Here is a 26,450-nt window from a genome sequence, read left to right on the forward strand (position 1 = left end):
CGACAAGGGAGTTGACCGGAACGTGAGCACCGAAGCCGGCGCCGCCGAGCCCGGGACGTACGAGGTCCTGCGGGACCGGCTCCTGGGCGCGGCCCGCGAGCTGGCCACCCGGGCCAGGGGGCTGAACGAGCGCCGGGTGCACACCTACGGCGGCGGCTCGCTCGACCTGACCGGCACCCACCGGGTGCACACCGAACGGGCGGTCCTGGCCCGGGACATCGTCCAGGTCGGCGGTCTGCTCCTGGTCGGCTACGACGCGGCCGGCGTACCGGGCGAACCGGTCGGGCCCGCCGACGTGTTCGCGCTGCACCGACGCACGGCGGACGGCTTTGCGCCCGCGCCGCCGGACGCGGTCCCCGGCCTGCTCGACGACGCGCGCTTTCGGCAGGACTTCACCGAGTTGTTCCGCTACTTCCGGGACACCCGGCTGTTGCAACTGCGCGACATCGGCACACACCTGCTCGCGGTCTTCCGGGTCGGCGAACGGCTCACCGACATCCGGGTGTTGCGCTGGCGTCTGGCCGCCGACGGCAGCCCGACCTACGTCGACGCGCAGGGCGAGCGTGAGCATGTCTTCCCGGCGGCCCACGAGTTCGCCTGGATCGAGAGCACCCGCGCCGACCATGTGCCGGGCCGGCATCCGCACATCGCGATCTCGGACACGCTGTACGTGTCCACGCTCGACGGCCGGCTCACGGTCAAGGTCGTGAACGACACCGAGACCGCCGAGGGCATCCACGCCGAACCGGTCGAGGACCCGCTCCAGTCGCTGGCCGACGCGGACGTGTCGTATGCCCGGGTCGGCCCGCTGCTCCTGGTGCGGGTGCGCCCGTACCACGAGGACGCGTGGCGGCACCTGGTGTTCAACCCGCGCACCGGTGAGGTGCTGCGCCTGGACGGGATCGGCGCGGCCTGCCGGCGGCTGCCGGACGATCAGGGCATCGTCTTCCCCGGCGGCTATCACCTGGCCACCGGCACGGCCCGCACGTTCGACATCGACACCGCCGACCTGGAGTTCGAGTCGACGGTACGCTCCCCCAACGGCGAGGACGTGCTGTACACGTTCCACGCCCGCGCCGAGGGCCGCACCGCGCTGCTGTCCTACAACGTGATCCGCGAGGAGGCCGCCGCGCCGATCGTGGGCCACGGGCGGGCGTTCTTCGCGGACGGCACGATGGCGGTGTTGCGCGCGGCGGGGGCCGAGCCGACCCGGACGCACACCCTCCAGGTGTGGGACACGCCGTACACCTCGGACGCGTACGCGGCGGCCCGCCCGGCCGGCACCGGCCCGCTGGCCCGGATCGGCAACCCCGAACTGGTGCGCGGCATCGCCGACTGCCTGTCCATCGCCGCACTGGCCGAGGAGATGGCCCCGACCACCGCGGTCTTCGAGGCGATCAGCGCAGCCGCAGCCCGGGTCGAGGACACCCACCACTGGCTGGCCGATCCCGAACTCGGCGCACTCGCCGAACCGTTGGCCGTCGTCCGGGCCGCCGCCGGCGAGGTCGTCGAGGAGTTCCGCCGGGTTCTGGACCTGCGTCGGATCGCCGCCGAGGCGCTCGCCGAGACGACCGAGCGGACCACCGCGCTGACCCGCCGGGTGCGCGGCGAACAGCCGGACAGCGCCGCGGCCTGCGTCCGTCAACTCACCGAACTCCGGCGCGCCCAGGGCCGGGTGGCCACGCTGCGGGAGATTCGCTACGTCGACACCGCCGCGCTCGCCGACCTGGACGCGACGCTCGTCGCGGAGTTGGCCGCCACCGGCCGCCGGGCGGTCGCCTTCCTGGCCGACGACGACGCGTTCGCCGGCACCCACCGGATCGTCGACGAACTGACCGCAGAGGCGGCCGGCGCGAGCACCGTCGCCGAGGCGACCGCGCTGACCGGGCGGATCGACGAACAGGCCGACGGCCTACGGATCGTCACCGAGGTGGTGGGCACCCTCGACGGCACCGACGCCACCGTGCGCACCACGATCCTGACCCGGATCGGCGAGGTGCTCGGCGGGGTCAACCGGGCCCGCGCGACCCTCGAAGCGCGCCGCCGGGACCTGCTCGAAGCCGAGCAGCGGGCCGAGTTCGCCGCCGAATTCGCGCTCCTGGAACAGACCGTGGTCGGCGCGCTGGCCGCCGCGGCGACTCCCGAGGACTGCGACGAGCACCTCGGCCGACTGCTCGCCCGGATCGAGAACCTGGAAGCCCGATTCGGCACCTTCGACGAGCACCTGACCCGGATCGGCACCGAGCGGGAGCGGATCCACGACGCGTTCTCCGCGCGCAAGCAGGCCAGTCTGGACGAACGGGCACGACACGGCGAGCGGTTGGTCGATTCCGCACAGCGGATCCTGACCACGATCGGCCGCCGGGTCGGCACCCTTTCCGGCACCGACGAGATCAACACCTACTTCGCTTCCGACCCGCTGGTGGCCAAGGTCCGCGCCACCGCCGAGGAACTGGGCCGGATCGGCGATCCGGTCCGGGCCGGCGAGTTGGCCGGCCGGTTGAAGGCGGCCCGCCAGGAGGCCGTTCGGGCGCTGCGCGACCGGGCCGAGCTCTACGACGCGGCGGGCACCGTACGCCTGGGCCGGCACCGCTTCGCGGTGCACGACCGGCCGATCGAGCTGACCCTGGTCCCGCACGGGGACACCCTCGCGTTCGCGATCACCGGCACCGACTACCGCGCGCCGGTGCGGGAGCAACTGCCGGCGGAGTTTCGGGACCAGCCGCTGAGTTCGGAGTCGCCGGAGGTCTACCGCGCCGAATACCTCGCGGCGGTGGTGCTCGACGGGATCGGCATCGACGCGCGACCGGACGCCGAGGAACTGCTCGCCGTGGTACGGCGGATCGCGCTGCCCCGGCATGGCGAGGGCTACGACCGAGGGGTGCACGACCACGACGCGGCGGCGCTCCTGGCGGCGGTGTTGCGGCTGCGGGCCGGTGCCGGGTTGCTGCGCTTCGGGCCGGATGTCCGGGCCGCGGCCCAGCTGTTCTGGGCCCATGGCGTGGCCGCCGAGGCCCGGGCGCGGTGGACGATCCGGGCCCAATCGTTGGCCCGGGCCCGGGAGAGCTTCGGCCCGATCCCGGCCGCCGCCGACCTGGCCGCCGAACTCGGCGACACGGCGGCCGAGTTCCTGACCGGCACGCTCGCACCCCCGACCGGGCCGGGCGCGGCGATCGGCGCCTACCTGTTCGAGGAGCTCGCGGCCGGCGGCCCGCGCTTCGCCACCGGGCGACCCGCCCGCGAACTGCTCGCCGGCTTCCGGGCCGCGCTGGGCGGCGACGGCTCGCCCGCCGCCAAGGACTTCGCCGAGGACCTGCGCGCCCTCGGCGACGACCTGCCCGCCCGATACCAGTTGGTCACCGCGTGGCTGGGCGCCTACGCCACACCGCCCGCCCCCGACCTGCCCGAGGCGGTCGCGATCGAACTGTGCGGCAAGACGCTGGACCGGCACGACGTCGACGCGCCGCTCACCACCACGGTGACCGGCCTGCTCGGCGCCCACCCGCGCCTGGCGAGCGGCGGCACGCTGGACCTGCGACTGGACGAATTCCTGCTGCGCACCGAGGAGTTCCGCCGGGTGCGAGTGCCCGCCCACCGGGCCTACCAGCGCCGGCGGGCCGAGCTGCTCGCCGCCGAACGCGAGCGGCTGCGCCTTGACGGTTACACGCCCAAGGTGATGTCCGCCTTCGTCCGCAACCGGTTGATCGACGAGGTCTACCTGCCGCTGATCGGGGACAACCTGGCCAAGCAGCTCGGCGCGGCCGGCGACGAACGGCGCACCGACAGCCAGGGGTTGCTGCTTCTCCTGTCCCCGCCCGGCTACGGCAAGACCACTCTCCTCGAATACGTCGCGGCGCGGCTCGGCCTGGTGTTCGTCCGGATCGACGGCCCGGCTCTGGGCCCGCGCACCACCTCGCTCGACCCGGCCGCCGCGCCGGACGCCGCCGCCCGGCGCGAGATCGAGAAGATCGGCTTCGCCCTGGAACTGGGGAACAACGTGCTGCTGCACCTGGACGACATCCAGCACGTAGCGCCGGAGCTGCTGCAGAAGTTCGTCTCGCTGTGCGACGCGCAACGTCGGATCGAGGGGGTGCGGGACGGCCGATCGCGCGGCTACGACCTGCGTGGGAAACGGTTCGCGGTGTGCATGGCGGGCAACCCGTACACCGAGTCCGGGGAACGTTTCCGGATCCCGGACATGCTCGCCAACCGGGCCGACGTATGGAACCTGGGCGATGTACTCGGCGGCCGGGAGGACCTGTTCGCGCTCAGCCACATCGAGAACGCGCTGACCGCCAACCCGGTACTCGCCCCACTGGCCGGCCGCGAGCGCGGCGATCTGGACCTGCTGGTCCGGCTCGCGCGCGGGGACGAGGCCGCGCGCGCGGATCGGCTCGTGCATCCGTACGATCCGACCGAACTGGACCGGATCCTGGCCGTGTTGCGCCGCCTGCTGCATGTGTGCGACACGGTGTTGGCCGCCAACCGGGCCTACATCGCCTCGGCCGCGCAGTCCGACGCGGCGCGCACCGAACCGCCGTTCCGGCTCCAGGGCTCCTACCGCGACACCAACAAGCTGGCCGAGCGGATCCTGCCGGTCCTGGCCGAGGCCGAGGTCGAGGCGCTGCTCGACGACCACTACGCGGCGGAGGCCCAGACGCTGACCACGGACGCCGAGGCCAACCTGCTCAAGCTGGCCGAACTGCGCGGCCGGCTGACCCCGACGCAGGCGGCGCGCTGGGCGGAGGTGAAGCGGGCCTACCTGGGTTGAGCCGGGTCCGGCTCCGGGATCCAGGCCGCGGTGAGTTCGCCGCGCTGTGTCCAGCCCAGTGAGCGGTACAGCTCCCGCCCGGCCGGACTGGCCACCAGCACCCCGATCCGGGCACCCCGCGCGGCGGCGGCGTCGCCGAGCGCGGCCATCACCACGGCGCCCAGGCCGCGGCGCCGGTGTGCGGGGTCGGTCCAGACCTGGTCGGCCACCGCGGTCGCTCCGGTGGCCGCGATCCGTCCGTGCGCGGCCACCGCGCCGTCGGCGGCGAGCAGTCGCACGAAGTCGGTCCCGTCCCGCGCCTCGACCTCCATCGTGTAGCCGGCTGGCGCCTCGGCGTCGGCCCGCCGCAGTGGTCCGGTCATCGGGTACTCCGGCTCGCCCACGGTCCACGCGGGGGTCAGCGCCGGGCGGACCCGTTCGGCGGGGGCGTGCGTCTTGATCCAGGTGCCGGGCGCGGTCCGGGTCCGGGCGAGTTCGGCCACCCGTTCGACGTCGAAGAGCACGTACCGCACCCGGTGCCCCGGCAGTCCGACCTCGATCCGGAACCCGCCCGGCACCTCGACGGGCGATGTCGTCGCGCGGGCCACCGCCCAGCCGTCGACCCAGGCCCGGACCAGCTCGGCGGCGGAGAACGACTGGTCTTCGTGGACGGTGGTGCTCACGACTTCCCCCGGCGGGTGGGTGGATCGAACCCTCGGAGCTTATTGCAACCTGTTCGCAACAAGCTTCGAATTTTGCCGGGGCCGCCCTGACCCTCCGTCATACAACGGTAAGCAGCCAATGCCCCGGTGCGGAGCGCGCGGCGGTCACGATGGACGGACCTGTTCTCAAGAGTCTGTTCCCAGGGACCTGTTCCCAAGGTCCTGTTCCCCGAGTGTGAGGAGACCGTCGTGCGGCGTTCCGGTCGGTCCGTTGCGGCATTGGCGGGTGTGCTCTCGGCCGCGGTGGCGCTCGGGGTGGCGGAGGTGGTCGCCGCGTTCGTCCGGCCGGAGGCCACCCCGTTCGTGACGATCAGCGGCGCGGTCACCGACCGGGCGCCGCAGGGGCCGCGCGAATGGGCGATCCGGACCTTCGGGACCGGCGACAAGTCGTTCCTGCTGACCGTGATCGTCGTGCTGCTCGCGCTGTTCGCCGCCGGGTTGGGCGTGTTGGCCGCGCGGAAGTTGCGCTACGGGATCGCCGGTGTCCTGCTGCTCGGCGGGTTCGCCGCGTGGACCGCCGTCGACCGACCCGCGTTCCGCGCCGCCGACCTGGCCCCGGCGCTGGTCGGCACGTTGTTCGGGGTGCTCGCCCTGATCCTGCTGAGCCGGCCGGATCTGGTCGACCGCAGGCCGTTCGCCCGGCCGCTGCCCGGCGCCCCCGAGGACGACGCGACCGAACCGGCCCCGGACACCTCGCGTCGCACGGTCCTCCTGGTCGGCGCCGCCGTGGTCGCCGCGGTGACCGGCTTCGGCGGCCGGATGCTCCAGCACGCCAGGTTCAACGCGGAGAAGTCGCGGGCCGGCGCTGCGGCGAACCTGCCCAGGCCGCTCAGCCCGGCGGCCCCGGCCGGCCCCGGCTTCGTCGAACCGGGCCTGGCCTCGTACCTGACCCCGAACGCCGACTTCTACCGGATCGACACGGCGTTCACCGTCCCGCAACTGCGCGCCGAGGACTGGGCGCTTCGGATCCACGGCCTGGTCGATCGGGAAATCCGGCTGGACTACCCGCAGTTGCGGGCCCGCGTCGCGATCGAGCGGGACATCACGCTGACGTGCGTGTCCAACGAGGTGGGCGGCGATCTGGTCGGCAACGCCCGCTGGCTGGGCACCCCGCTGGCCGACCTGCTGCGCGAGGCGGGGATCCGGCCCGGCGCCGACCAGATCGTCTCCAGGTCCTCGGACGGGATGACCATCGGCACGCCGCTGCGCGAGGTGCTCGACGGGCGGGACGCGCTGCTCGCGTACGCGATGAACGGCGAGCCGCTGCCGATCAAGCACGGCTTCCCGGTCCGGATGGTGGTGCCGGGCCTGTACGGCTACGTCTCCGCGTGCAAGTGGCTCGTCGACCTGGAGGTGACCCGATTCGCCGCGTTCAGCGCCTACTGGGTCCGGGCCGGCTGGGCGCAACAGGCCCCGATCAAGACCGAATCGCGCCTGGACACGCCCCGGGACGGGAGCGGCGTCCGGGCCGGCCGGATCCCGGTCGCCGGCGTCGCGTGGGCCCAGCACCGGGGGATCACCGCGGTCGAGGTCCAGGTCGACGAGGGCCCGTGGCAGCTCGCCGAACTCGCGCCGCAGACCACCACCGACACCTGGCGGCAATACCGCTGGATGTGGGACGCCACGCCGGGCAGGCACACCCTGCGGGTACGGGCCACGGACGGCACCGGCGCGGTACAGACCGCGAAGACCGCCGACGTGGTCCCCGACGGCGCCACCGGCTACCACCGGATCGAGGTCACGGTGCGCTGAGTGGTGCGCCGAGCCGGCGCACCACTCGTCGACGCGTTACTCGTCGATCAGCCCCCACGCCTGCGCGATCAACTCGTAGGACCGGATCCGCGCGTCGTGCCCGTACACGTTGCTGATCACCATCAGCTCGTCCACCTGCGTGCGCTCGCGCAACTCCAGCATGCCGGTGCGTACGTCGGCCAGGTCGCCGCTGATGTGCTGGCCCTGATAGCTCGCCACGAACTCGCGCTCGGCCGGTGTCCACGGATACGCCTCGGCCTCCTCCGGCGAGGGGATCCGGCCCGGGTTGCCGCTGCGCAGCTTCAGCATGGACAGCGCCTGGGACAGCGCGAGCCGCTTGGCCTGCTCCCGGGTGTCGGCCGCGATCACCCCGGCGGCGATCATCGAGTACGGCTCCTTGAGCGACGCGGACGGCCGGAACGACTCGCGGTAGAGCTTCAGCGCGGGCAGCGTGTGCTGCCCGCTGAAATGGTGCGCGAAGGCGAACGGCAGGCCCAGCATCCCGGCCAACTGCGCGCTGTAGCCGCTGGACCCGAGCAACCACACCGGTGCCTCGGCGGCGGCGAACTCGCCACCCGCCTCGATCCCGGACGCCGGACCGGGCACCGCGTGCATCCGCGCGTAGGGGTGGTCCGCGGCGAACGACCCGGTGACGAAGCCGATCAACTCGCCGAGCGCCTGCGGGAACTCGTCCACCGACTCGGCCCCGCCGCCGCGCCGCAGCGCGCGCATGGTGACCTGGTCGGTGCCCGGGGCCCGGCCGATGCCGATGTCGATCCGGCCCGGATGCAGCGCCTGGAGCGTGCCGAACTGTTCGGCGACCACGAGCGGCGCGTGGTTGGGCAACATCACCCCGCCCGAGCCGAGCCGCAGCGTGCTGGTGTGCGCGGCCAGGTGGGCCAGCAACACCGGCGGCGACGAGCTGGCGATGCCGGGCATGTTGTGGTGCTCGGCCACCCAGAACCGGTGGAAGCCCCACTGCTCGGCCAACTTCGCCAACTCGGTGCTCGTACGCAGCGCCTCGGTGGCCGAATATCCGGTCCCGACCGGCGCCACGTCCAACACCGACAGCTTTACAGCATTCACTCCGCGTCCCTCTTCCCTACCGGGTTCCCGCCGATCGCCGACCGGTTCCCCGCGCGTCCGAATCCGCACCCCCGTGCTCTGAGCTGCAACCACCCGACCGGCCACGCTGTTCCGCGCGCCGAGGGATGCGCGCATGTGGTGGTCGACGTACCTGCTGTGCGTCGGACGCGACGGGCCGCCGATTCCCCGGCGGCCCGCGCTCGCTCACGCGCTGCCGGGCTGCCAGATCGATCCGGCGCCGGGCGCCACCAGGCCCAGGCCCTGCTGGCCCTTGACCTGATCGGCCGGCCCGAGCGCGGCGCCGTTGCGGGCGATCAGCACGACCCCGGCGCCGCTCGGCTGCGGCTTCCACAGTTGGTTGTCGCCGCGCCCGCAGTCGTCCTGATAAGCCACCCGAGTCCCGCGCCCGTCGGGCGCCTCCAGGCACTTGTGCGAGAGCACCGACTCCAGCCGGACGAAGCCGCCGCCCGCGTCCCGCACCACCCACTGCTGATTCGCCTTGCCCGGCCCCATCGGATACGCGATCACCGCGGCCCGGTCCTTGTCGCTCGCGCCCATCACGTCCATCGCCCGGCCGTCGCCGAGGACCAGCACGTAGCGGGCCCCCGCGGTCAGCGGCGGCTTGGCCGGCGGGCTCTTGGACGGTGCCGGTGACGCCGAGGTCGGCGCGGCGGTGGTCGGCGGCGCCGAGGTGAGCTGTACGGCGACCGGGGCGACCGGGGGCGGGGATGTGGTGGTCGGGCCGGGTGTCGACGCCGCGCCGTGCGACTTGCCGTCGCCGCCGCCGAACACCGCGACCAGGCCGCCGCCCAGGAATCCCATCAGTGCGACCGCGCACAGCGCCGCTATCCAGATCCGACGTCGCGGCATCTGTCCCTCTCCTCATGGCCGGCTCTTCGTGCGGATCGGGTCATCCTGGCAGAAGAGTTCACCCGCAGGGGTGACGAGGCGAGGGCGATCGGGCGGACGTGCCCGGCTGCCGGGGGCCCGGCAGGCGCGGCCCGGTCAGTGCGAGCCGGTGAGCTTGAGGCCGACGATCGCGATCACCATCAGGCACAGGAAGAAGATCCGGCCGACGGTGACCGCCTCGCCGAGCAGCACGATGCCCAGGATCGCCGAACCGACCGCACCGATGCCCACCCACACGCCGTAGGCGGTGCCGATCGGCAGCGTCCGGGCGGCCAGGGACAGCAGCAGCATGCTCCCCGCGATGCCGAGCGCGGTCAGCACGCTGGGGAGGGGACGGGTGAACCCGTGCGAATACTTGAGCCCGATCGACCAGCCGACCTCCAGGAGACCGGCGATTCCGAGCATGATCCAGGCCATGACGACACTCCTCGCGAACAGCGAATCAGCGTCGTCTTTACCGGCCCGGTACGGCGCACCTCGTCGGGGAGCGGGTCGGTCGGACCGGCTCGCTCCAAGGCTCGCAAACCCGCCGCCGGAAGCAAAGCCGCCGGCTGGTGAGACGGCTCACCATCCGGCGGCTCTTCGGTGTGGGTGGACCTGACGGACCCGGCGGACCGGGCAGACCTGATGGACCTAGAGGTAGAGGCCGGTGGCCTCGCCGGAGACCTCGATGCGTTCGGCGGCGACCGCGTGCAGGTCGCGCTCGCGGAGCAGGACGTACGGCACGCCGCGCACCTCGACCTCGGCGCGCTCCTCGGGGTCGTACAGGACACGATCGCCCGGCTCGACGGTGCGGACGTTTTGGCCGACCGCGACCACCTCGGCCCACGCCAGCCGCTTGCCGACCTGCGCGGTCGCGGGAATCAGGATGCCGCCGCCGGAACGACGCTCACCCTCCGCGGCGTCCTGGCGGACCAGGACACGGTCGTGCAGCATGCGGATGGGCAGCTTCTCGCCGAGGTCGTGGGCGGTATTGCTCGAAGACTGGGACCTGTCGGAACTCACGTTTCGACAAGCTACCCGCCCGACGCCGAACGTGCGTCACCGGGAGGCGTCATGTCCCGATCGGATTTGCTCGCGGATCGGCCCGAACCGGGCCGCGCGCCGGCGCGGCCCGGCGTCGGTGCGGCCGGCCTCAGCGCTTCCCGGTGCCCTTGACCTGCCTGGCGCGCTTCTTCCGGCCCCGGCCCTTGACCAGTACGACCAGCAGGAGCAGCCCCGCGACGCCGCCGGCCAGCGGCACGATTCGCTCCATGCGCGGCGCGCCGGTGTCGCTGTCGATGAACTGGGCCCGTACCTTGTCCTGCGCGCGGGCCGCGACGTTGGCCGGCTTCACCCGGTCGACGATCTCGTCCAGCGTCACCGCGAGGTTGGCCCGGGCCGCCTCGATGTCCCGCTCGATCTGCTGCGGCGTGCGCCGGTCCGGCTGCCCGCCGTTCGTGCTCTCGGCGGCCGTTCCGTCCTTGTGCCCGGCGTTCGAAACGTCCGCCTTGTGCGCACCGTTCACCGACTCCACCCGACTCCGCTCAGCGTGTGCCGTCACCGGACGGCCCAATGCCGCCCGACCTTGTCGCTCCAACTCCGCCGGAGACAGTTCCCGCCCGTGGTCGCTCACAACCCGTCCTCTCCGGCCCCTGCGCTCGTATGTGGGGCAAGTCTGTCAGGTGCGTCCTCGCCCCCGGGTCAACCGGGTGGCGTGGCGACTATCCCGGCACCGACGACGGGTCGAACCCGTACGGCAGTTCCAGCCGATGGGCGGCCATCAGGTCGCGATCCAGGAGCAGCTCGCGGGTGTCGCCGTCGGCCACCACGACACCGCCCGCGAGCACCATCGCGCGCGGACACAGCTCCAACGCGTAGGGCAGGTCGTGGGTCACCATCAACACCGTGACGTCGAGCGAACGCAGCACCTCGGCCAACTCGCGGCGACTGGCCGGGTCCAGGTTGGAGGACGGCTCGTCCAGGACCAGGATCTCCGGCTCCATCGCGAGCACCGTGGCCACCGCGACCCGGCGGCGCTGCCCGAAGCTCAGGTGGTGCGGCGGCCGGTCGGCGAAACCGGCCATGCCCACCCGGGCCAGCGCCTGCTGTACCCGCTCCTCCAACTCGGCGCCGCGCAGGCCCAGATTGGCCGGGCCGAAGGCGACGTCCTCGCGGACCGTGGGCATGAACAGTTGGTCGTCGGGGTCCTGGAAGACGATGCCGACCCGGCGGCGGATCTCCCGCAGGTGCTCCTTGGCCACCGGCAGGCCGGCCACCTCGACGGTGCCGGCGCCCGCGGTCAGGATGCCGTTGAGGTGCAGGACCAGGGTGGTCTTGCCGGCGCCGTTGGGGCCGAGCAGGGCGACCCGCTCGCCGCGCGCGATGGTCAGGTCGACGCCGTAGAGGGCCTGGTGGCCGTCGGGGTAGGCGTAGGCGAGGCCGCGGACGGCGAGGGAGGGGGACTCGTCGGGGCCGGTGTGGGCGGGGGATTCACTCACGTGGGGTACTCCGTTCCAAGCGTCGGCACGCCGTTCAAAGCGTCGGCGCGTCACAAGGTCGGCGCGCCCGCCCACACCACCAGCGCCGCCGCCGGGAGCGCCGCGGCGGCGAGCCACTGGGCGCGGGTGGCCCGGGTGTCCAGGATCACCGGCATGGTCCCGGTGTAGCCGCGGCTGAGCATCGCCAGGTGCACCCGCTCGCCGCGCTCGTAGGAGCGGATGAACAGCGCACCGGCCGACTTGGCCACCGCCGGGGTCTGCCGCAGGTCGCGGGCGACGAAGCCGCGCGATTCGCGGGCGATCCGCATCCGACCCATCTCGGCGGTGATCACCCCGCCGTAGCGCAGCATGAAGGACATGATCTGGATCAGCAGCGGCGGCATCCGCAGCTTGTGCAGGCCGAGCAGCAGGGCGCGCAGTTCGGTGGTGGCGGCGAGCAGGACGCCCGCGATCACGCCGAGGGTGCCCTTGGCCATGATGTTCCAGGCGCCGAGCAGCCCGTCCCGACTCACCGTCAGCCCCAGCACCTCGACGGTGGGCCCGTTCGCGACGAAGGGCAGCAGTAGGGCGAAGCCCACGAACGGCAGTTCGACCAGCATCCGGCGCAGCAGGAAGCCGGCCGGCACCCGGGCCAGTGCGGCCACCGCGGCGAGCAGCGCGGCGTAGCCGGCGAACGCCCAGTACGCCTCGCGCGGCGTGGACACGGTGACCAGCACGAAGCCGACCAGCGCGAGCAGCTTGCAGTGCGGCGGCAGTCGGTGGATCGGCGAGTCGCCGGGTCGGAAGAGGCGGTGCCCGTGGCCGGTCGACACGTCAGGCGGAGGGGGTCGGGTCGGCGGCGGTGCCCGTGCCGGTGGCGGTGCCGGTGTTGCGCTTGCGGACCAGCCAGAACACGCCGGTGCCGACAAGCAGCGTGGCGGCGACCCCGATCACGCCCGCCAGGCCGCCGGAGAGCCGCTCGTTGTGCACCCCCTTGACGTTGTAGTCGGCCAGCGGCCCGTCCTTGAACTGGTGGTCCTGCTCCTTGGCGTTGATCCCCTTGTCGGCGGAGACCTTCTCCAGGCCGTCGGGGCTCTTGCTGGCGTAGTAGCTGACGAAACCGGCCAGTACCACCGCGAGCAACACACCGGCGATCAGCAACGTGCGGGTACGAACGCGGGTCATCGGGATCCCCCTGCCGAGCGCAGTTCGAGCGGGCGGGCCAGGCCGCGCGCGCCGTGGACGAGGTCGGGCCGTACCGCGAGCACGCTGGAGACGGTGGCGGCGGTGATGATCGCCTCGCCGATGCCGATCAGCACATGGACCCCGATCATCGCGCCGGCCACCTTGCCGATCGATACGTCGGTGGTCCCGCCGATCGCGTAGAACCCGGTGAACACACAGGCGGCGGCCGGTACGGAGACCAGGGCGCCGACGAACGCGGCGATCGGGACGGACGAGTGCCGGGCGGGCAGCAGGCCGAGCACCACGCGGTAGAGGCCGTAGCCGACCACGACGGTCACGATGCCCATGATGGTGATGTTCAGCCCGATCGCGGTCAGCCCGCCGTCGGCGAAGAACAGGCACTGCATCAACAACACGACGGCCACGCACAACATGCCGGTGTACGGGCCGACCAGGATCGCGGCGAGGGTGCCGCCCAGGAGATGGCCGCTGGTGCCGCCGGCCACGGGGAAGTTGAGCATCTGGACGGCGAAGACGAAGGCCGCGACCAGGCCGGCGAGCGGCGCGGTGCGCTCGTCCAGCTCGCGGCGCGCGCCGCGCAGGCCGACGGCGATCCCGGCGACGGCGACGACGCCGGCGCCCGCCGAGACGGGGCCGTCGATGAACCCGTTGGGTATGTGCATGTGGCCCCTCCCGAAATGCCGGATTCGGCGGTCGGATTTTATGGCTTCTCGCCGCAATTGCAAAAGGCTCGCAGGTAGGTGACTGTGGCAACAGTGGCGCGCGGGAGGAATCCTTTGCCCCGCTTTGACGAACTTCGCCTGTGCGCGGGCGCGGGAGAGGGTCCGACCTCGGCGCTAGCGTTACCGCGTACTACGTTGCCGAGTGACCCGATCCGAGGAGTACTCCGTGAGCGACCGCCTCCAGGCGGGCGACATCGCCCCCGCCTTCACCCTGTCCGACGCCGACGGGAAGTCCGTCTCGCTGTCCGACTACGCGGGCCGCAAGGTCATCGTCTACTTCTACCCGGCCGCCCTGACCCCCGGCTGCACGAAGCAGGCCTGCGACTTCACCGACAACCTCGATTTGCTGGCCGGCGCCGGCTACGACGTGGTGGGCATCTCCCCCGACAAGCCGGAAAAGCTCGGCAAGTTCCGCGACAAGGAAAACCTGCGGGTAACCCTGCTCGCCGACCCGGACAAGGCGACGCTGGAGGCATACGGGGCCTTCGGCGAGAAGACCATGTACGGCAAGACGGTCAAGGGCGTGATCAGGTCGACGTTCGTGGTCGACGAGACCGGCAAGATCGAGCGGGCCCTGTACAACGTCCGAGCAACGGGCCACGTGGCCAAGCTGATCAAGGACCTGAAGGTCGAGGCAGTCTGACCCGACCTTGGCCTCATGCGCCGGCCGGGCTGGACAGCCCGGCCGGCGCATGAGGCCACCCGCGTCGCGGTCAGGCCGTCGTGTGGACGATCTCGCCGCCGACTGCGACCACGTCGCAGACCGTGTCGGGGATCTCGGTGGCCGGGATCGTCATGATGTCGCGGGACAGCACGACGAAGTCGGCCAGCTTGCCGACCGTCAACGAACCCCGCTCGTGTTCCAGGAAGTTCGCGTACGCCGAGCCCATCGTGTACCCGTGTACCGCCGTCTCGACATCCAATGTCTCGCTCGGCACCCACGCCGGGCCGCCCGCCAACGGTGCCCGGGTGAGGGCCGTGTACACGCCGACCATCGGGTCCATCTCGGCCACGTTCCAGTCGCTGGACAGCGCCAACACCGCGCCGGCCGCGTGCAGGCTGCGCATCGGCCAGGACTTGTGCCAGCGGTCCTCGCCGACGTTCTCCGCCCAGTCCCGGCCCGGCCCGGCGATCTCCGGCGCGCAGTGTCGAGGCTGCATGCACGCGACCACGCCGAGTTCGGCGAAGCGGGACACGTCCGCCGGGTCCAGGCACTCCACGTGCACCACCTGATGCCGCGCGTCCCGCTCCCCGTTGACCGCCCGCGCGTGTTCGACCGCGTCCAGGACGGTCCGGATCCCGCGATCCCCCGTCGCGTGCACGAAGCACTGGAAGCCCCGGCCGTCCAACCGAGCCAGCAACTCGGCGAACTCCTCCGCCGGATAGAACGTCTCGCCCCGGTGGTGCGCACAACCGCGATACGGCTCGAGCAGTGCCGCCGTCCGCGGCTCCACCACGTCGTCGATGTACAACTTGAGCGGCCCCACCCGCAGCCGGTCGTCGGCGTACTCCCGCGCCGCCGCGGCGAAGTCGTCGAGGTCCGCGTCGGTCGTCCCGCGCGGGTGGAACAGCGCCGCGACGATTCGCGAGCGCAGCCGGCCCTCGGTCCGGGCGCGGGTGTACAGGGCCAGGTCGTCGAGCGAGTTCTGCGGTTCGACCACGGTGGTGATGCCGAACCGGATCGCATCGTCCAGGCTCTTGGCCAGTCGGCCGTACTGCCGGTCGGCCGACGCCCACGGCAGGCCCAGTTCGCGCAGCGCCCGATGGCCGTCGCGGGAGAGCCCACGGATCGCGAAGTCCTTGATGAAGCCGGTCGGTTCGCCCGTCTCCGGGTCCTTGTCCACCCGGCCGAACGGCAGGATGTCGCGGTCCCGGGTGATCCCGAGCCGCTGCAGCGCCGCGGTGTTCAACCACGCGGTGTGTACGTCGTAGCTCAGCACGAACGCCGGCACCGACCCGGTGACCGGGTCCAGGTCACTCGCCCTCGGCATCCGCCCGTCCGGGATCGCCGAGTAGTCGAACGCCTCGGCCTCGATCCACTCGGCGTCCGGATTGGCCGCCAGCCAGGCGCCGATCCGCGCATGGATCCCGGCCAGCGTGCCCACCCCCGCCAACTGCACGCACGCGTCGTCCGAGCCGAGCCGGACGTGGTTGTGCGCGTCGATGAAGCCGGGCAGTACGCGCCGCCCGGCCCCGTCCAGCACGGTGGTGTCCGGCCCGACCCGGGCCGCCGCGTCGGCGTCCGCGCCCACCCAGGCGATCCGCCCGTCGACGACGGCCAGCGCCTCGGCCTCGGGCAACTCCGGGTCGACGGTGTGGATGCGGGCGTTGCGCAGGACCAGGTCGGCGGTGGTGGTGCGGGACACGGTGACGGCTCCAAGGAGATGGATGGCGGGTGGGTCAGTGCTTGGCGAACTGCGGTTCGCGGCGGGCGAGCGCCCAGTAAAGGAGGCCGGAGACGACCGCGCCGAGCAGCGTGAAGTCGCCGTCCAGCGGGCCGACCAGCGCGCCGGTCCACAGCGCGGACTCGGCGGTCAGCGAGGCGAAGACGATCCCGGCGGCGAGCGCGATCATCCCGGCCGGATGGAAGCCGTTGGTGTACCAGTACGCCCCGCCGCGCAGGTTGTGCAGGCCGTCGGCGTCGTAGCGACAGCGGCGCATCAACGTGTCCGCGATGAACACGCCGCCCCACGGCGCGAAGACGACCACCAGGACGGAAAGGAAGCTGGTCAGGTTGTCCGTGAAGTTGCCGTTGAACAGCGCCCACAACGAGCCGACCAGGATAACCGCGGTGCTGACCAGGATGCCCTTGGATCGCGACCACGGGATGCCGAGCACCTGGAGGTTCAGGCTGGAGGAGTAGAGGGTGAGGATCGAGTTGGTGATCGAACCGCCCACCACGAGCAGCAGGAACGGCGCCTCGAACCAGCCGGGCACCAGATCGGCGACACCTGCCACCGGATCGCTCATGTCCGCCTGGGTGGCGGCGGCCACCCCGACCACGCCGAGCAGGACGGAGGACAACATCCCGCCGGCCGCGCCCCACAGGGTGATCGAGCGCAGCGAGGTGTCCCGGGGCAGATAGCGGGTGTAGTCCGAGGGCATCGGCAGGTAGGAGATCGGACCGGCGAGCAGGACCAGCACGGCGAGCGTGACGGCGTGGAAGTTGTTCGAGGTCTCGGCGGCGGCGCCGGTCCGCAGATCCGGTACGACGAGCAGGATCAGCAGGCCGAACCCGATGCCCAGGACGTAGGCCAGCCAGCGTTCCGCGGCCTGCACGGTGGCATGGCCCCACATCGCGACGGCGAAGGTGAGGGAGAGGGTGATCGCCAGTGCGACCACCCGGGCGAGGTCGCCGCCGGCCCAGCCGAGCTTGGCGAACAGTCCTTCCAGGGCGAACGTACCGACGACGGTGTTGAGGATCGTGTAGCCGATCCCGACGATCCAGTTGAGCAGCCCGGCCGGGAAGTTGCCGTGTACGCCGAACGCGGCGCGCGAGACGACCAGCGTCGCGGTGCCGGTCCGGACGCCGGCCAGGCCCAGGGCGCCGACCGCGAAGAAGGACAGGCCGGTGACCACGACCACGGCGATGGCGGCCCAGAAGGACAGGCCGAACATCACCGCGAGGGTGCCGTTGATGACGAACGTGAAGGACAGGTTCGAGCCGAACCAGAGCCAGAAGACGTCCTTGGCGCTGCCGTGCCGCTCGTCGTCCGGGATCGGGTCGATGCCGCGGGTCTCCACCTGGAAGAGCTCGTCGGTGGCGACGACGGGTACGGGTCGGCCGGCGTTCGCGGAGTCCGTGCGGGGCAGGGTCACCGGACCTCCTCTGCGTGACGTGGGACTCGTGACGGGAACTGTGTGACACGAGACCTTGAATGACATTCAAGGACTTTGAACGCCACTCAAGGTGCGCCGAGGTGGGGGAGGGTGTCAAGAGTTTGTGTTGAAGAGGGGCGGAATTTGACCGTCGTTCAAGGTCGGTGACGTCGAGGGAGTAGGGTCGGGCCGGTGCGCGAGCGGGTGGGTCGCGCGGTCGAGAGGCGGTATCGGTGGTGGCCACGAGGCGCAGTGACGGTCGGCTCGCCCGGGACCGGATGCTCGAGGCGGCCGTCGCGGCGATCGCCGAGAACGGCCTGGCCGCGCTGACCATGTCCGGCCTCGCGGAGCGCCTGGGCACCAGCGGCGGACACATCCTGTACTACTTCGGCAGCAAGGATCAGCTGCTGCTCGCCGCGCTGCGCTGGAGTGAGGACCGGCTGGCCGAGGAACGGGTCGGGCTGCTCGCGCGGCGGGTCTCGGCCGAGCGCAAGCTGGACCTGTTCCTGGGGCTCTACCTGCCGGCCGGGCCGCGTGATCCGCGCTGGATGTTGTGGCTGGAGTTGTGGGCCCGGACCGCGGGGAACACCGAACTGCGGGTCGCGCAGGACGAGATCGACCGCGGATGGCAGGACGACCTGGCGACGATCCTGGCCCGGGGCGCGGCCAGGGGGGTGCTCGTGGTCGAGGACCCGGCCGAGACGGCGTCCGAGGTGTTGGCGCTGTTGGAGGGGTTGAGCACGCGTACCGTGCTCGGCCTGGCCGGGACCACGCGCGAGGGGGCGTTGACGGTGGCCCGGCGGGCCGTGGGACGGCTGTCGCGCTGAGGGTTGGGCCGAGGGTACGGGCCGGACGGTTGGTCGCGGGGGATATGTGCCGGCCCGCCACGGCGGTGGGCACTAGCATGAGCCCTGGTCGACCTCGGGCTGTGCGCCGCGGAGGTCGGTCGTGCGCGGCCGTGGCGCAATTGGTTGACGCAGCAGGTTTAGGTCCTGCCGTCCGCAAGGATGTGAGGGTTCGAGTCCCTTCGGCCGCACAAGTGCTTGATTTTCGGTGGGATTCCGGTGGGTATCGGCCGGTCTTGTGCTGTCGGCGCCCCGCGTTCGCACGCTAGCTTGCGGCATGTCGTCCCTGGGGAGGCGCCATGCTCTGTGAGTACTGTCCGAAGGGTTCCGGCGGCCGAGTGCAGACGCCGCCCGCGGACATGGTCGTGCCGAAGATCGCCGGCGAGTGGGTGGTGTGGGTGCGGGCCGCCGCGGGCCGCGTCGAGACGTCCGGGCGGGTGTTGCCGGTCAAGCCCGACGCCGATTGTGTGATGAGCTTCGGTCGGCGGGTCTTCGAGGGTTCGCCGAAGCGCGGCCTGCACGCCGAAATGGACTGCCTCCAGCAGGCCCGGACGTTCGGACTGCCGTTGGAGACGGGCGAGTTCACCGATGCCGCGAGCGGGTGCTGCCTGATCTGCGCGAGCGCCCTGGCGGCGGTGGGGATCCGCCGGGTGCCGGCGGTGGATCCGGATCCGGACGCGTGCATGAGCTGGCATGCGCCGGCGTTCCTGTTCGAGGATCCGCTGTTGTGCGTGGGGCTGATGGGGGACCGGGCGGCGCACCTGTGGTTGCGGCACCTGAACGCGCCGGTGCGGCGGCAGTTGCGGGGGGCGTTGACGGGGGCGACGACGCGGTTGTTGGCGGGGCGCTGGGAGTGAGCCGAACGTGGGCCCGGCGGGGACGGAGGTGCCCCCGCCGGGTCGGCGGTTGTCGTGGCGCCGGGCCGGGTGCGCCCTTGCGTCGTATGTACCGCTACACCGTGTGTTCCTTGCGGTCGCCGGACCAGTCGGTGTGGAACGAGCCGTCGCGGTCCACGCGGCGGTAGGTGTGCGCGCCGAAGAAGTCGCGCTGGGCCTGGATCAGCGCGGCGGGCAGGCGTACCGAGCGCAGACCGTCGTAGTAGGCGAGCGCGGCGGCGAAGCCCGGGGCGGGGATGCCCAGTTCGGCGGCGGTGGCCACCACTCGACGCCAGGAGTCCTGGGCGCCGGCGAGCGCGTCGCGGAAGTAGTCGGCGGTCAGCAGCGATTCGGGCTGCTGTTCGGCCGACCCGTACGCCTCCCGGATCCGGTTCAGGAAGCGGGCCCGGATGATGCAGCCGCCGCGCCAGATCTCGGCGACCGTACCGGGGTCGATCGCCCAGTCGTATTCGGCACTGCCCGCCTGGATCTGGTGGATGCCCTGCGCGTAGGCGACGATCTTGGACGCGTACAGCGCCTGCTCGACGTCGTCGGTGAAGCGCGCCGCGGCCTCCCCGGCGAGGATGGTGGGGGTCGGGCCGGGCAGGCTCTGCGCGGCGGTCCGCAGGTCGGTGTGGCCGGAGAGGGACCGGGCGAACACCGCCTCGGCGATGCCGCTGACCGGAACACCCAGGTCGAGGGCGGTCTGTACGGTCCAGCGCCCGGTGCCCTTCTGCTCGGCGCGGTCCTGGACCACCTCGACGAACGGCTTGCCGGTGGCCGCGTCCGGGTGCGCGAGGATCTCGGCGGTGATCTCGATCAGGTAGGACTCCAGGCGCCCGGCGTTCCAGGTCTCGAACACCTTGCCGATCTCGGCCGGTTGCCTGCCCAGGGCGCGGCCCAGCAGGTCGTACGCCTCGGCGATCAGCTGCATGTCGGCGTACTCGATGCCGTTGTGCACCATCTTGACGAAGTGGCCCGCGCCGTCCGGGCCCATGTGCGCACAACACGGCACACCGTCGACCTTGGCCGCGATGTCCTCCAGGATCGGGCCGAGCGCGGCATAGGACTCGGGGGAGCCGCCGGGCATGATGCTCGGGCCGAGCAGGGCGCCCTCCTCGCCGCCCGAGATCCCGGTCCCGACGAAGTGGATCCCACGCTCCCGCAACGCGGCCTCCCGACGACGGGTGTCCGCGAAGTGCGCATTGCCACCGTCGACGATCATGTCCCCGGGCTCGAGCAGCGCGGCGAACTCGTCGATGACGGCGTCCGTGGGCGCGCCCGCCTTCACCATGATCACCAGGCGGCGCGGCCGTTCGAGCAGCGCGACGAACTCCTCGGCGGTCTCGGCCGGCAGAAAGGTCCCCTCGTCCCCGAACTCGTCCACGAGCGCCCAAGTCCTGGACGCCGTGCGATTGTGCACGGCGACGGTATGCCCGTGCCGCGCGAAGTTCCGGGCCAAATTCCGCCCCATCACGGCCAATCCGGTAACCCCGATCCGAGCCCGCTCCGCCATCTGTCCTCAACTCCTGTGGTCTGTCCCCGCATCCATGATCACTTCGACAACATCGTGCGCGACCACACTTAATCCCAGGGCCAACAACACGCGGGCGGACCACAGCTGCCGAGGCCCCCTCGACTGCCTCGGCGTCGGCGGTTGGCCCGCCGGCCCCCGGTTCCGGGGTGGTGTACTCGATCTGGCGTCCGTGTGTGGGCGGTTGCCGCAGCGCGGTCGGGTGGCCGCCGCCTTGCGTCCTGCTCGATCGGGTGGCCCCGGTGGTCGAGGTTACGTACATGCGTCAGGCGTCCGGGAGTTGCCCTATCGCGTTTGCGGTGCGCAGGGCGCCGGCTCGGATGCGGTCCGGGCCCAGTTCCGGGAGGAGGGCCGTGACGTGTTCGGCGGCCAGCGGGGCCAGTAGGGCGTGGGCCGTGTAGTCGGGGTCGGGGGTTGTTGCGCCGAGCAGGATGGCGGTGTGGCGGTGCCAGAAGCGGTAGGCGCCGATTCGGTAGCGGGCGCCTGGGGTGGCCGTCTCCGACATGCGGATCAGGTCGAGGTGTTCCAGGAGGTAGTCCAGGTAGGCGTCCACGAAGGCGGCCAGGCGTTGGGCCGCAGGTGCGCCCGGGCCCAGTGGGGGTGGGCCGTGGAGGATCGCCTCCTGGAGGACTCGCTCCCTCGTGTCGAGGAGGGCGGCGGCCAGGCCCGACTTGTCGCCGAAGCGGCGGAAGAGGGTGCCCTTGCCGACTCCGGCGGCCGTGGCGACCTGGTCCATGGTGACCGCTGCCACGCCGTGTTCGGCGAAGAGTCGGGCGGCGGCTTCCAGTACGGCGGCGCGGTTGCGGGCCGCGTCGGCCCGTTCCTTCGGGGGCGCGGCGCGAAGCAGGTCCAGGGGGATTGCGGAATCGGACTGCGGTCCGTTAACGTCTTGAGGCACAAGCGGACTATAGTCCGTTTCCCCTGGATCTGGAGGTAGTGTGTCATGACGGCACTTATCACTCGGGATGAACTGAACGCCGAGATCGCGGCCGGCGGCGTGATCGTCGTCGACGCGCTGGGCGGGGAGTACTGGGCCAAGCAGCACCTGCCGGGTGCCATCCCGCTGGTCCGGACCGACGTGGACAAGCTGGCCCCCACCCTGCTCCCCGACCGGGGCGCCGCCATCGTCACCTACTGCTCGAACCCCGCGTGCCCGAACAGCGGCCAGGTGGCCGACCGGCTGACCTACCTCGGCTACAGCAACGTACGCAAGTACGCCGAGGGCATCGAGGACTGGACCAACGCCGGCCTCCCCACCGAGTCCGCCTGAGACCCCCCGGACTCCCCGCACCCGGGGGAGGGGAGGGCCGATGTATCCCCTCGGCCCTCCCCAGGGGAGCACCGACCCGGCCGGCGCACCCGCGCGACGGGAACCGCCGACCACGCCGCCGAGGTGGTCCGAGCAGGCCAACGAGAGCGCCCCTCGTCGAAGTGGGGACGCCCTCGCGATGGTTCGGACTACCGCGGGGCGTCGGTCAGGTCGGTGATTCGGCCGTCGGCGAGGGGGACCTCGTACCGAGGAGTCCGGCGGCCACCGCGATGGCGGCGGTCCGGCGAATGTCGGTGGTCATGGCGACCTCCACTTGCTTGCCTGGGATGTGCCCTTGCTGCGGGGAGACGCCCGATCGATGTGGTGGGTTGCTCGGCTTTGCCCTGCTTTACTCACCCGATATCGATCCCACACTCAACCGCTGCCGTCGCTACCCGCCAACGCCTCCTCCGCCTCGTCCAGCACGGACTGCGGCAACCGGGTGTACGAGAGCAACCGGCCGCCCGAGTCGCGGATTCGGCTCGCCACCTCGCGGGCCCAGATGTTCTCCACGAACAACACCACCACCAGCGAGTCCGGCGGCATCACCTTGCCGATCTGCTCGGCGTCCTCCGCCCCGGCCAGGCCCAGCAGTTCGCGCGCGGCCAACTCCGCCGCCATGTCGCGCAGCCCCTCGAACTCGCTGACCTCGTGGCTGCTCACCACCCCCGAGATGTCCTTGACCACGATCAGCGCGTCGATCAACCGCACATCGCCGCGCTCCTCGACCGACTCGAACGCGTCGAGCACGGCCGAGGTCAGCCGCTGGCCCGGAAAACCCAACACGATGGCGTCGACGGGTCCCAACTCGGCCATGCTTCCTCGTCTCGGGAGTAGGAGTAGGAGTAGCGGTGGGGAGCGGCCGGGGCACCGCACACGGGTGCATCCGGAACGTCGTGCCCCTTCCCGTTGCGCGCGCATTCATGTGTGCCGGGCCGGAGGGGCCGGCCGGTCATGCTCTCGCTGCCGCCCCTGCCTCACGCCTCGTACGCGACCACCGAGGACGCCGGGTTCGTGTCGTCCGCCGACCGCCACTGGCCGATGTACACGTTGCCCTTCGCGAGCACCACCGTTCGCGAGGCCACGGACTCGGCCAACGGCGCCTGCCAGGCCACCTCGCCGGTCTTCACGCGCAATGCGTACACGTGGGACGCGTGGTCCCCCGCCGCGCCCGGTGCCGTCGCGCTCATCGTGACGTAGACCCGGCCGGACCCGACGGCGGGCGTGCCCAGCGTGCCGTACGACGGGATCTCGCGCTTCCAGACGAGATCGCCGGTGCTCGCCCGGAGCGCGTACACGACGCCCTTGTTCACCGACGTGGCGGGCGGGTTGGTGGGCGTCTCGCTGCCGGTGGCGCTCGGGGCCACCCCTGCCTGGGGCTTCGAGGGGTAGCACGCGACGTATACGACGTCGCCCGCCCGGGTGACCTCGCCGAGGTTGCGGCCGTCCATCTCGCGCAGCCACAACTGGCCGCCGGTGAGCGGATCCACGGCCAACAGGGCGGACTTGGCCTCGTCGTCGGATCCGTCGAAGGTGATGAAGGCGATTCCCCGAGTGGCCTTGACATCACGGGTGGTGCCGCCCTTGATGGCGATCGGGCCCCAGATCGCGGCCCCGGTCGCCGCATCCACAGCGAATCGTTGCCAGTCGACGACGGTGTTGTTGCTCCTGTTGTCGGCTACGAGCGCGAGCAGGCGGTCGCCCGCCATCACCATGTCGCCCATCCCGTAGCCCTTGAACGGGACCTCCCACTTCGGCGTGCCAGCCCGGTCGTAGGCGTGGATCACGGTCGGCTCGGTCCAGGAATCGGGCTCCGCGAATACGAAGACGAGACCGTTGGTGAACATCGGGGTCCTCGCCAGGCTGGTCTCCTTGGTCATGTCGGCCCGCCACACCTCCCGGTGCGTGCTCGCGTCGATCGCGACGATCCGCCCGGGGGCGGGGTTGGAGGAGTTCTCCGCCGAGACGCCCAGGTAGAGCAGCCCGGCATCCAGACCGGTCGGCAGACCGACCCCGCGTGCCGCGTAGTCCCGGCTCCAGCGCTGGTCGCCCTTGAGCGGGTCGAAGTCGTGCACGGTGCAGGTGGTGGGTAGGTCCGTCTGCCAGATCGACACCGACGGGTCCACCGTCCAGGACACCACGAACAGGTGGTCCTTGGTCACCAATGGCACCGATACCGTGCTGCCCGCAGTGGCCTTGCGCCATACCGGCTTGCCGTTCTGCGCGTCGATCGCGGTGATCTGGCCCTTGCCGCCGCCCGTGCCCGCCGCGACGTGGTAGACGAGGTCGCCCTGTTCGGCCAGGTACGCACTGGCGACGCCGCCCGCCGGACACGACCACACCCGCTTGCCCGGGTCGGCCTCGTCGCCCATCAGCAGCCAGCCGGCGGCGCCGCCCGCCGCGGCCACGGTGATCGCGCCGCCGCCGATCAGGAATGCGCGGCGGGCCAACTTCGGCTTTTCGGACGGGGGTTTCGGTATGCCGACGGGCGGCGGCGGGATCGAGGGTTGGAGCGGCACCATCCGTTCGGGCGACGGCTGCGCGGCCGGTTCCGGTTCCGGCTCCACAGGCGGGGTTGCCTCATCGACCCCCGCCGTCTCGTCCACCGTCGATTTCGTCTCCGCCGGCTTCGCCTGATCCCGCCGCTCCAGCTCCGCCACCAGCGCGGCGGGTATCCACGAAGTACCCAGCTGGGGTGCGCCGTCGCCCATCAAGCGGGTCAGGACCTCCGTCAGTGGAGGTCGCGCGGCAGGCTCCTTGGCCAGGCAGGCCGCGATCAAGTCCCGTATGCCGTCCGGCACTTCCGTCAGATCCGGTTCGTTCTGCAGCACCCACAACATCATCTGCAACGGTTGCGCCGGCCGGTCCTGGTGGAACGGCCCATGCCCGGTGGCCGCGAACACCAGCACCGAACCGAGCGAGAACACATCACTCTCCGGCCCGAGTCGGTGGCCTCCCGCCTGTTCCGGTGACATGAACGAGGGCGTACCGACCACTCGCCCGGTGCTGGTGATCTGGCCACCCTCGTCCACCGCGCGCGAGATACCGAAGTCGATCACCCGCACCCGATCCCGGCCGAGCACCACGTTGGACGGCTTGAGATCGCGATGGATCAGCTCCGCTCGGTGGATGGCCATCAGCGCCTCGGCCAACTGCGCGCCCAGGACGCGTACCGCGCCCTCGGGCAGCGGGCCGTAGCGCGTGATCGCCTCGGACAGGGCGAGCCCGGTCAGGAACTCGGTGGCCAGCCACGGCGGTTGTGCGTCCGGATCGGCGTCGGCGATCGGCGCGGTCCACGCGCTGTCCACCCGCCGGGCCAGGGCTATCTCGCGCCGGAACCGGTCCCGGAAGCCCTCGTCCCCGGCGAACTCGGCCCGCACGGTCTTGACCGCGAACCGGATCCCGCTCGGGGACGTGCCGAGGAAGACCTCGCCCATCCCGCCCTCGCCCAGCCGGCCGTGCAGTTGAAACTGTCCGAGCGCTGTCGGATCCCCCTCGCGCAGTTCTTCCATGACCACCGTTCCCCCGTTCCGGTCGTACAGGAGAGGCCACTTTAACCGCCGCCGTACCCCCGGATTCAGCGAATTCCGCCCTCGGATTCAGCCGCCCGCGCCCCGGAAATACCGGCGCCAGACCTGGGTCTGCCGGGTCTCGGCGTGGTCCGGGCCGAGCACCCGGGCGAAGTCGGCGATGAGTTGGTCGTACAGGCCCAGCGCCTCGCCCCGGTAGCCCGCCAACCCACGATTGACCGCGTGCCCGGCGCGGGCGACCAGCGACTCCAGGCAGTCGGGGCCCAGGATCCGGGTCGAGTCGCCGACCAGTGCGGCGTACAGCGCCGCGGCGCGCAGCGGATCGCCCGCCTCGCCGGTGAACCGCGCCAGGTAGCTGCGCGCGGTCAGCGTGCTCTCCGCCTCGGCGCCGAGCGCGCGGGTCATGTCCGCGACCACCTGGGTGAACAGCGCGATCGCGCGCGGTGCTTCGCCGCCCTCGCCGGTGAACCGGGCGTGACACAGCCGCATGTCGAGGGTGACCCAGTCGCCCGGCCCGAGTTCCTGCGCGGCAACCGGGATCAGGCCGGCCAACAACTGTGCGGCGCGGCGGGGGTCGCCGTCGAGGCCGACGAAGTGGGTATAGGCCCGGCGGATGTTGAGCGTGTCCCGATCGGTGCTGCCGAGTACCCGGCTCGCCACCTCGCCGAGCTGGTGATAGAGCCGAATGGCGGTCGCCGGATCCTCGCGCATCCCCCATTCCCAAACCGCGCCGACCTGTTCGTTGATCCGGGAGCGTGAGGGGTACGGCTCTTCGAGCGGACGAGGGGGCCGCACGATGCGGAAAGGCGAATCCATGCTCACCTCCGAAGATGTCGCATCCGAGTGTGCGACCTGCCCGGCGCCCACCGGTAGGGGTGTGGTGGGGGTTTCCGGGTCGGCAAAATCGGCTGCCTCGAACATATATTCGAGAT

The 26,450-nt window shown here is 71.7% G+C and carries 21 protein-coding genes, 1 tRNA gene, 1 pseudogene and 1 riboswitch; of the genes and pseudogenes, 7 read left to right on the top strand and 16 right to left on the bottom strand.

Annotated elements, in window-relative coordinates:
* The first annotated feature begins 22 nt into the window (after positions 1-22).
* Positions 23-4,771: a DNA repair ATPase gene (locus ABIA38_RS31335; RefSeq protein WP_424642254.1), complete on the top strand. Its 4,749-nt coding sequence runs from the start codon at positions 23-25 to the stop codon at positions 4,769-4,771.
* Here ABIA38_RS31335 and ABIA38_RS31340 read toward each other — a convergent pair.
* A complete protein-coding gene (locus ABIA38_RS31340) occupies positions 4,759-5,433 on the bottom strand; it encodes a GNAT family N-acetyltransferase (protein ID WP_424642255.1) in 675 nt (224 codons plus the stop codon). The genes ABIA38_RS31335 and ABIA38_RS31340 overlap by 13 nt on opposite strands.
* A 228-nt stretch (positions 5,434-5,661) precedes the next feature.
* Between ABIA38_RS31340 and ABIA38_RS31345 the strand changes: the two genes are divergently transcribed.
* Entirely contained in the window at positions 5,662-7,224 is a 1,563-nt protein-coding gene (locus ABIA38_RS31345) for a molybdopterin-dependent oxidoreductase (protein WP_424642256.1), read from the top strand.
* A gap of 36 nt (positions 7,225-7,260) precedes the next feature.
* Here the strand turns inward: ABIA38_RS31345 and ABIA38_RS31350 are convergent, their stop codons facing one another.
* The 8 genes and pseudogenes from ABIA38_RS31350 to ABIA38_RS31385 form a co-directional block, all read right to left on the bottom strand.
* Positions 7,261-8,310, bottom strand: a complete 1,050-nt coding sequence (locus ABIA38_RS31350; RefSeq protein WP_424642257.1) for an LLM class flavin-dependent oxidoreductase — start codon at positions 8,308-8,310, stop codon at positions 7,261-7,263.
* Between the two features lie 204 nt (positions 8,311-8,514).
* Positions 8,515-9,180, bottom strand: coding sequence for an RICIN domain-containing protein (locus tag ABIA38_RS31355; RefSeq protein ID WP_424642258.1), 666 nt, complete (start codon positions 9,178-9,180; stop codon positions 8,515-8,517).
* 135 nt (positions 9,181-9,315) lie between these two features.
* Positions 9,316-9,636 carry a quaternary ammonium compound efflux SMR transporter SugE gene (gene sugE / locus ABIA38_RS31360; protein ID WP_424642259.1) on the bottom strand — a complete coding sequence of 107 codons (321 nt, stop codon included), beginning with the start codon at positions 9,634-9,636 and terminating at the stop codon, positions 9,316-9,318.
* 25 nt (positions 9,637-9,661) lie between these two features.
* Positions 9,662-9,730, bottom strand: a riboswitch (guanidine-III (ykkC-III) riboswitch).
* Between the two features lie 122 nt (positions 9,731-9,852).
* Positions 9,853-10,155 carry a GroES family chaperonin gene (locus tag ABIA38_RS31365; protein ID WP_052173837.1) on the bottom strand — a complete coding sequence of 101 codons (303 nt, stop codon included), beginning with the start codon at positions 10,153-10,155 and terminating at the stop codon, positions 9,853-9,855.
* Between the two features lie 199 nt (positions 10,156-10,354).
* Positions 10,355-10,726, bottom strand: coding sequence for a DUF3618 domain-containing protein (locus ABIA38_RS31370; protein ID WP_424642260.1), 372 nt, complete (start codon positions 10,724-10,726; stop codon positions 10,355-10,357).
* Between the two features lie 196 nt (positions 10,727-10,922).
* The gene (locus ABIA38_RS31375) at positions 10,923-11,699 is read right to left on the bottom strand and encodes an energy-coupling factor ABC transporter ATP-binding protein (RefSeq protein ID WP_424642261.1); all 777 of its coding nucleotides are present in this window, start codon (positions 11,697-11,699) and stop codon (positions 10,923-10,925) included.
* 50 nt (positions 11,700-11,749) lie between these two features.
* Positions 11,750-12,511: a cobalt ECF transporter T component CbiQ gene (gene cbiQ / locus ABIA38_RS31380; RefSeq protein WP_424642262.1), complete on the bottom strand. Its 762-nt coding sequence runs from the start codon at positions 12,509-12,511 to the stop codon at positions 11,750-11,752.
* Position 12,512: 1 nt separating this feature from the next.
* Positions 12,513-13,546 (bottom strand): annotated as a pseudogene (locus tag ABIA38_RS31385) (energy-coupling factor ABC transporter permease).
* 226 nt (positions 13,547-13,772) lie between these two features.
* On the opposite strand from ABIA38_RS31385, the gene bcp reads away from it, so the two are divergent.
* Positions 13,773-14,249 carry a thioredoxin-dependent thiol peroxidase gene (bcp, locus tag ABIA38_RS31390; protein ID WP_424642263.1) on the top strand — a complete coding sequence of 159 codons (477 nt, stop codon included), beginning with the start codon at positions 13,773-13,775 and terminating at the stop codon, positions 14,247-14,249.
* Between the two features lie 70 nt (positions 14,250-14,319).
* Here the strand turns inward: bcp and ABIA38_RS31395 are convergent, their stop codons facing one another.
* Positions 14,320-15,972, bottom strand: a complete 1,653-nt coding sequence (locus ABIA38_RS31395; RefSeq protein ID WP_424642264.1) for an amidohydrolase — start codon at positions 15,970-15,972, stop codon at positions 14,320-14,322.
* A gap of 34 nt (positions 15,973-16,006) precedes the next feature.
* Entirely contained in the window at positions 16,007-17,425 is a 1,419-nt protein-coding gene (locus ABIA38_RS31400) for a purine-cytosine permease family protein (protein WP_424642265.1), read from the bottom strand.
* A gap of 233 nt (positions 17,426-17,658) precedes the next feature.
* Here ABIA38_RS31400 and ABIA38_RS31405 point away from each other — a divergent pair, with 233 nt between their 5' ends.
* The 3 genes from ABIA38_RS31405 to ABIA38_RS31415 all read left to right on the top strand — a co-directional run bounded on the left by ABIA38_RS31405 (position 17,659) and on the right by ABIA38_RS31415 (position 19,127).
* Positions 17,659-18,252 carry a TetR/AcrR family transcriptional regulator gene (locus ABIA38_RS31405; protein WP_424642266.1) on the top strand — a complete coding sequence of 198 codons (594 nt, stop codon included), beginning with the start codon at positions 17,659-17,661 and terminating at the stop codon, positions 18,250-18,252.
* A gap of 125 nt (positions 18,253-18,377) precedes the next feature.
* Positions 18,378-18,461 (top strand) — tRNA-Leu (locus tag ABIA38_RS31410).
* A 108-nt stretch (positions 18,462-18,569) separates the two neighbouring features.
* Complete coding sequence (locus ABIA38_RS31415) at positions 18,570-19,127, top strand: hypothetical protein (RefSeq protein ID WP_424642267.1); 558 nt, start codon at positions 18,570-18,572, stop codon at positions 19,125-19,127.
* A gap of 94 nt (positions 19,128-19,221) precedes the next feature.
* Here the strand turns inward: ABIA38_RS31415 and gndA are convergent, their stop codons facing one another.
* Together gndA and ABIA38_RS31425 are read right to left on the bottom strand one after the other, a co-directional pair.
* Positions 19,222-20,661: an NADP-dependent phosphogluconate dehydrogenase gene (gene gndA / locus ABIA38_RS31420; protein WP_424642268.1), complete on the bottom strand. Its 1,440-nt coding sequence runs from the start codon at positions 20,659-20,661 to the stop codon at positions 19,222-19,224.
* 283 nt (positions 20,662-20,944) lie between these two features.
* On the bottom strand, positions 20,945-21,577 hold the full coding sequence (locus ABIA38_RS31425) for a TetR/AcrR family transcriptional regulator (RefSeq protein ID WP_424642269.1): 633 nt from the start codon (positions 21,575-21,577) through the stop codon (positions 20,945-20,947).
* Between the two features lie 45 nt (positions 21,578-21,622).
* On the opposite strand from ABIA38_RS31425, the gene ABIA38_RS31430 reads away from it, so the two are divergent.
* Complete coding sequence (locus tag ABIA38_RS31430) at positions 21,623-21,949, top strand: rhodanese-like domain-containing protein (RefSeq protein WP_424642270.1); 327 nt, start codon at positions 21,623-21,625, stop codon at positions 21,947-21,949.
* 414 nt (positions 21,950-22,363) lie between these two features.
* Here ABIA38_RS31430 and ABIA38_RS31435 read toward each other — a convergent pair whose 3' ends face one another.
* From ABIA38_RS31435 to ABIA38_RS31445, 3 genes are all read right to left on the bottom strand, one after another.
* On the bottom strand, positions 22,364-22,804 hold the full coding sequence (locus ABIA38_RS31435) for a DUF6325 family protein (RefSeq protein WP_424642271.1): 441 nt from the start codon (positions 22,802-22,804) through the stop codon (positions 22,364-22,366).
* A gap of 161 nt (positions 22,805-22,965) precedes the next feature.
* The gene (locus ABIA38_RS31440) at positions 22,966-25,500 is read right to left on the bottom strand and encodes a protein kinase domain-containing protein (protein WP_424642272.1); all 2,535 of its coding nucleotides are present in this window, start codon (positions 25,498-25,500) and stop codon (positions 22,966-22,968) included.
* A gap of 87 nt (positions 25,501-25,587) precedes the next feature.
* The gene (locus ABIA38_RS31445; RefSeq protein WP_424642273.1) at positions 25,588-26,334 is read right to left on the bottom strand and encodes a hypothetical protein; all 747 of its coding nucleotides are present in this window, start codon (positions 26,332-26,334) and stop codon (positions 25,588-25,590) included.
* Positions 26,335-26,450 lie beyond the last annotated feature (116 nt).

Origin of the sequence: Embleya sp. AB8, from assembly GCF_049739465.1 — a bacterium.
Taxonomy (GTDB): Bacteria; Actinomycetota; Actinomycetes; order Streptomycetales; family Streptomycetaceae; genus Embleya.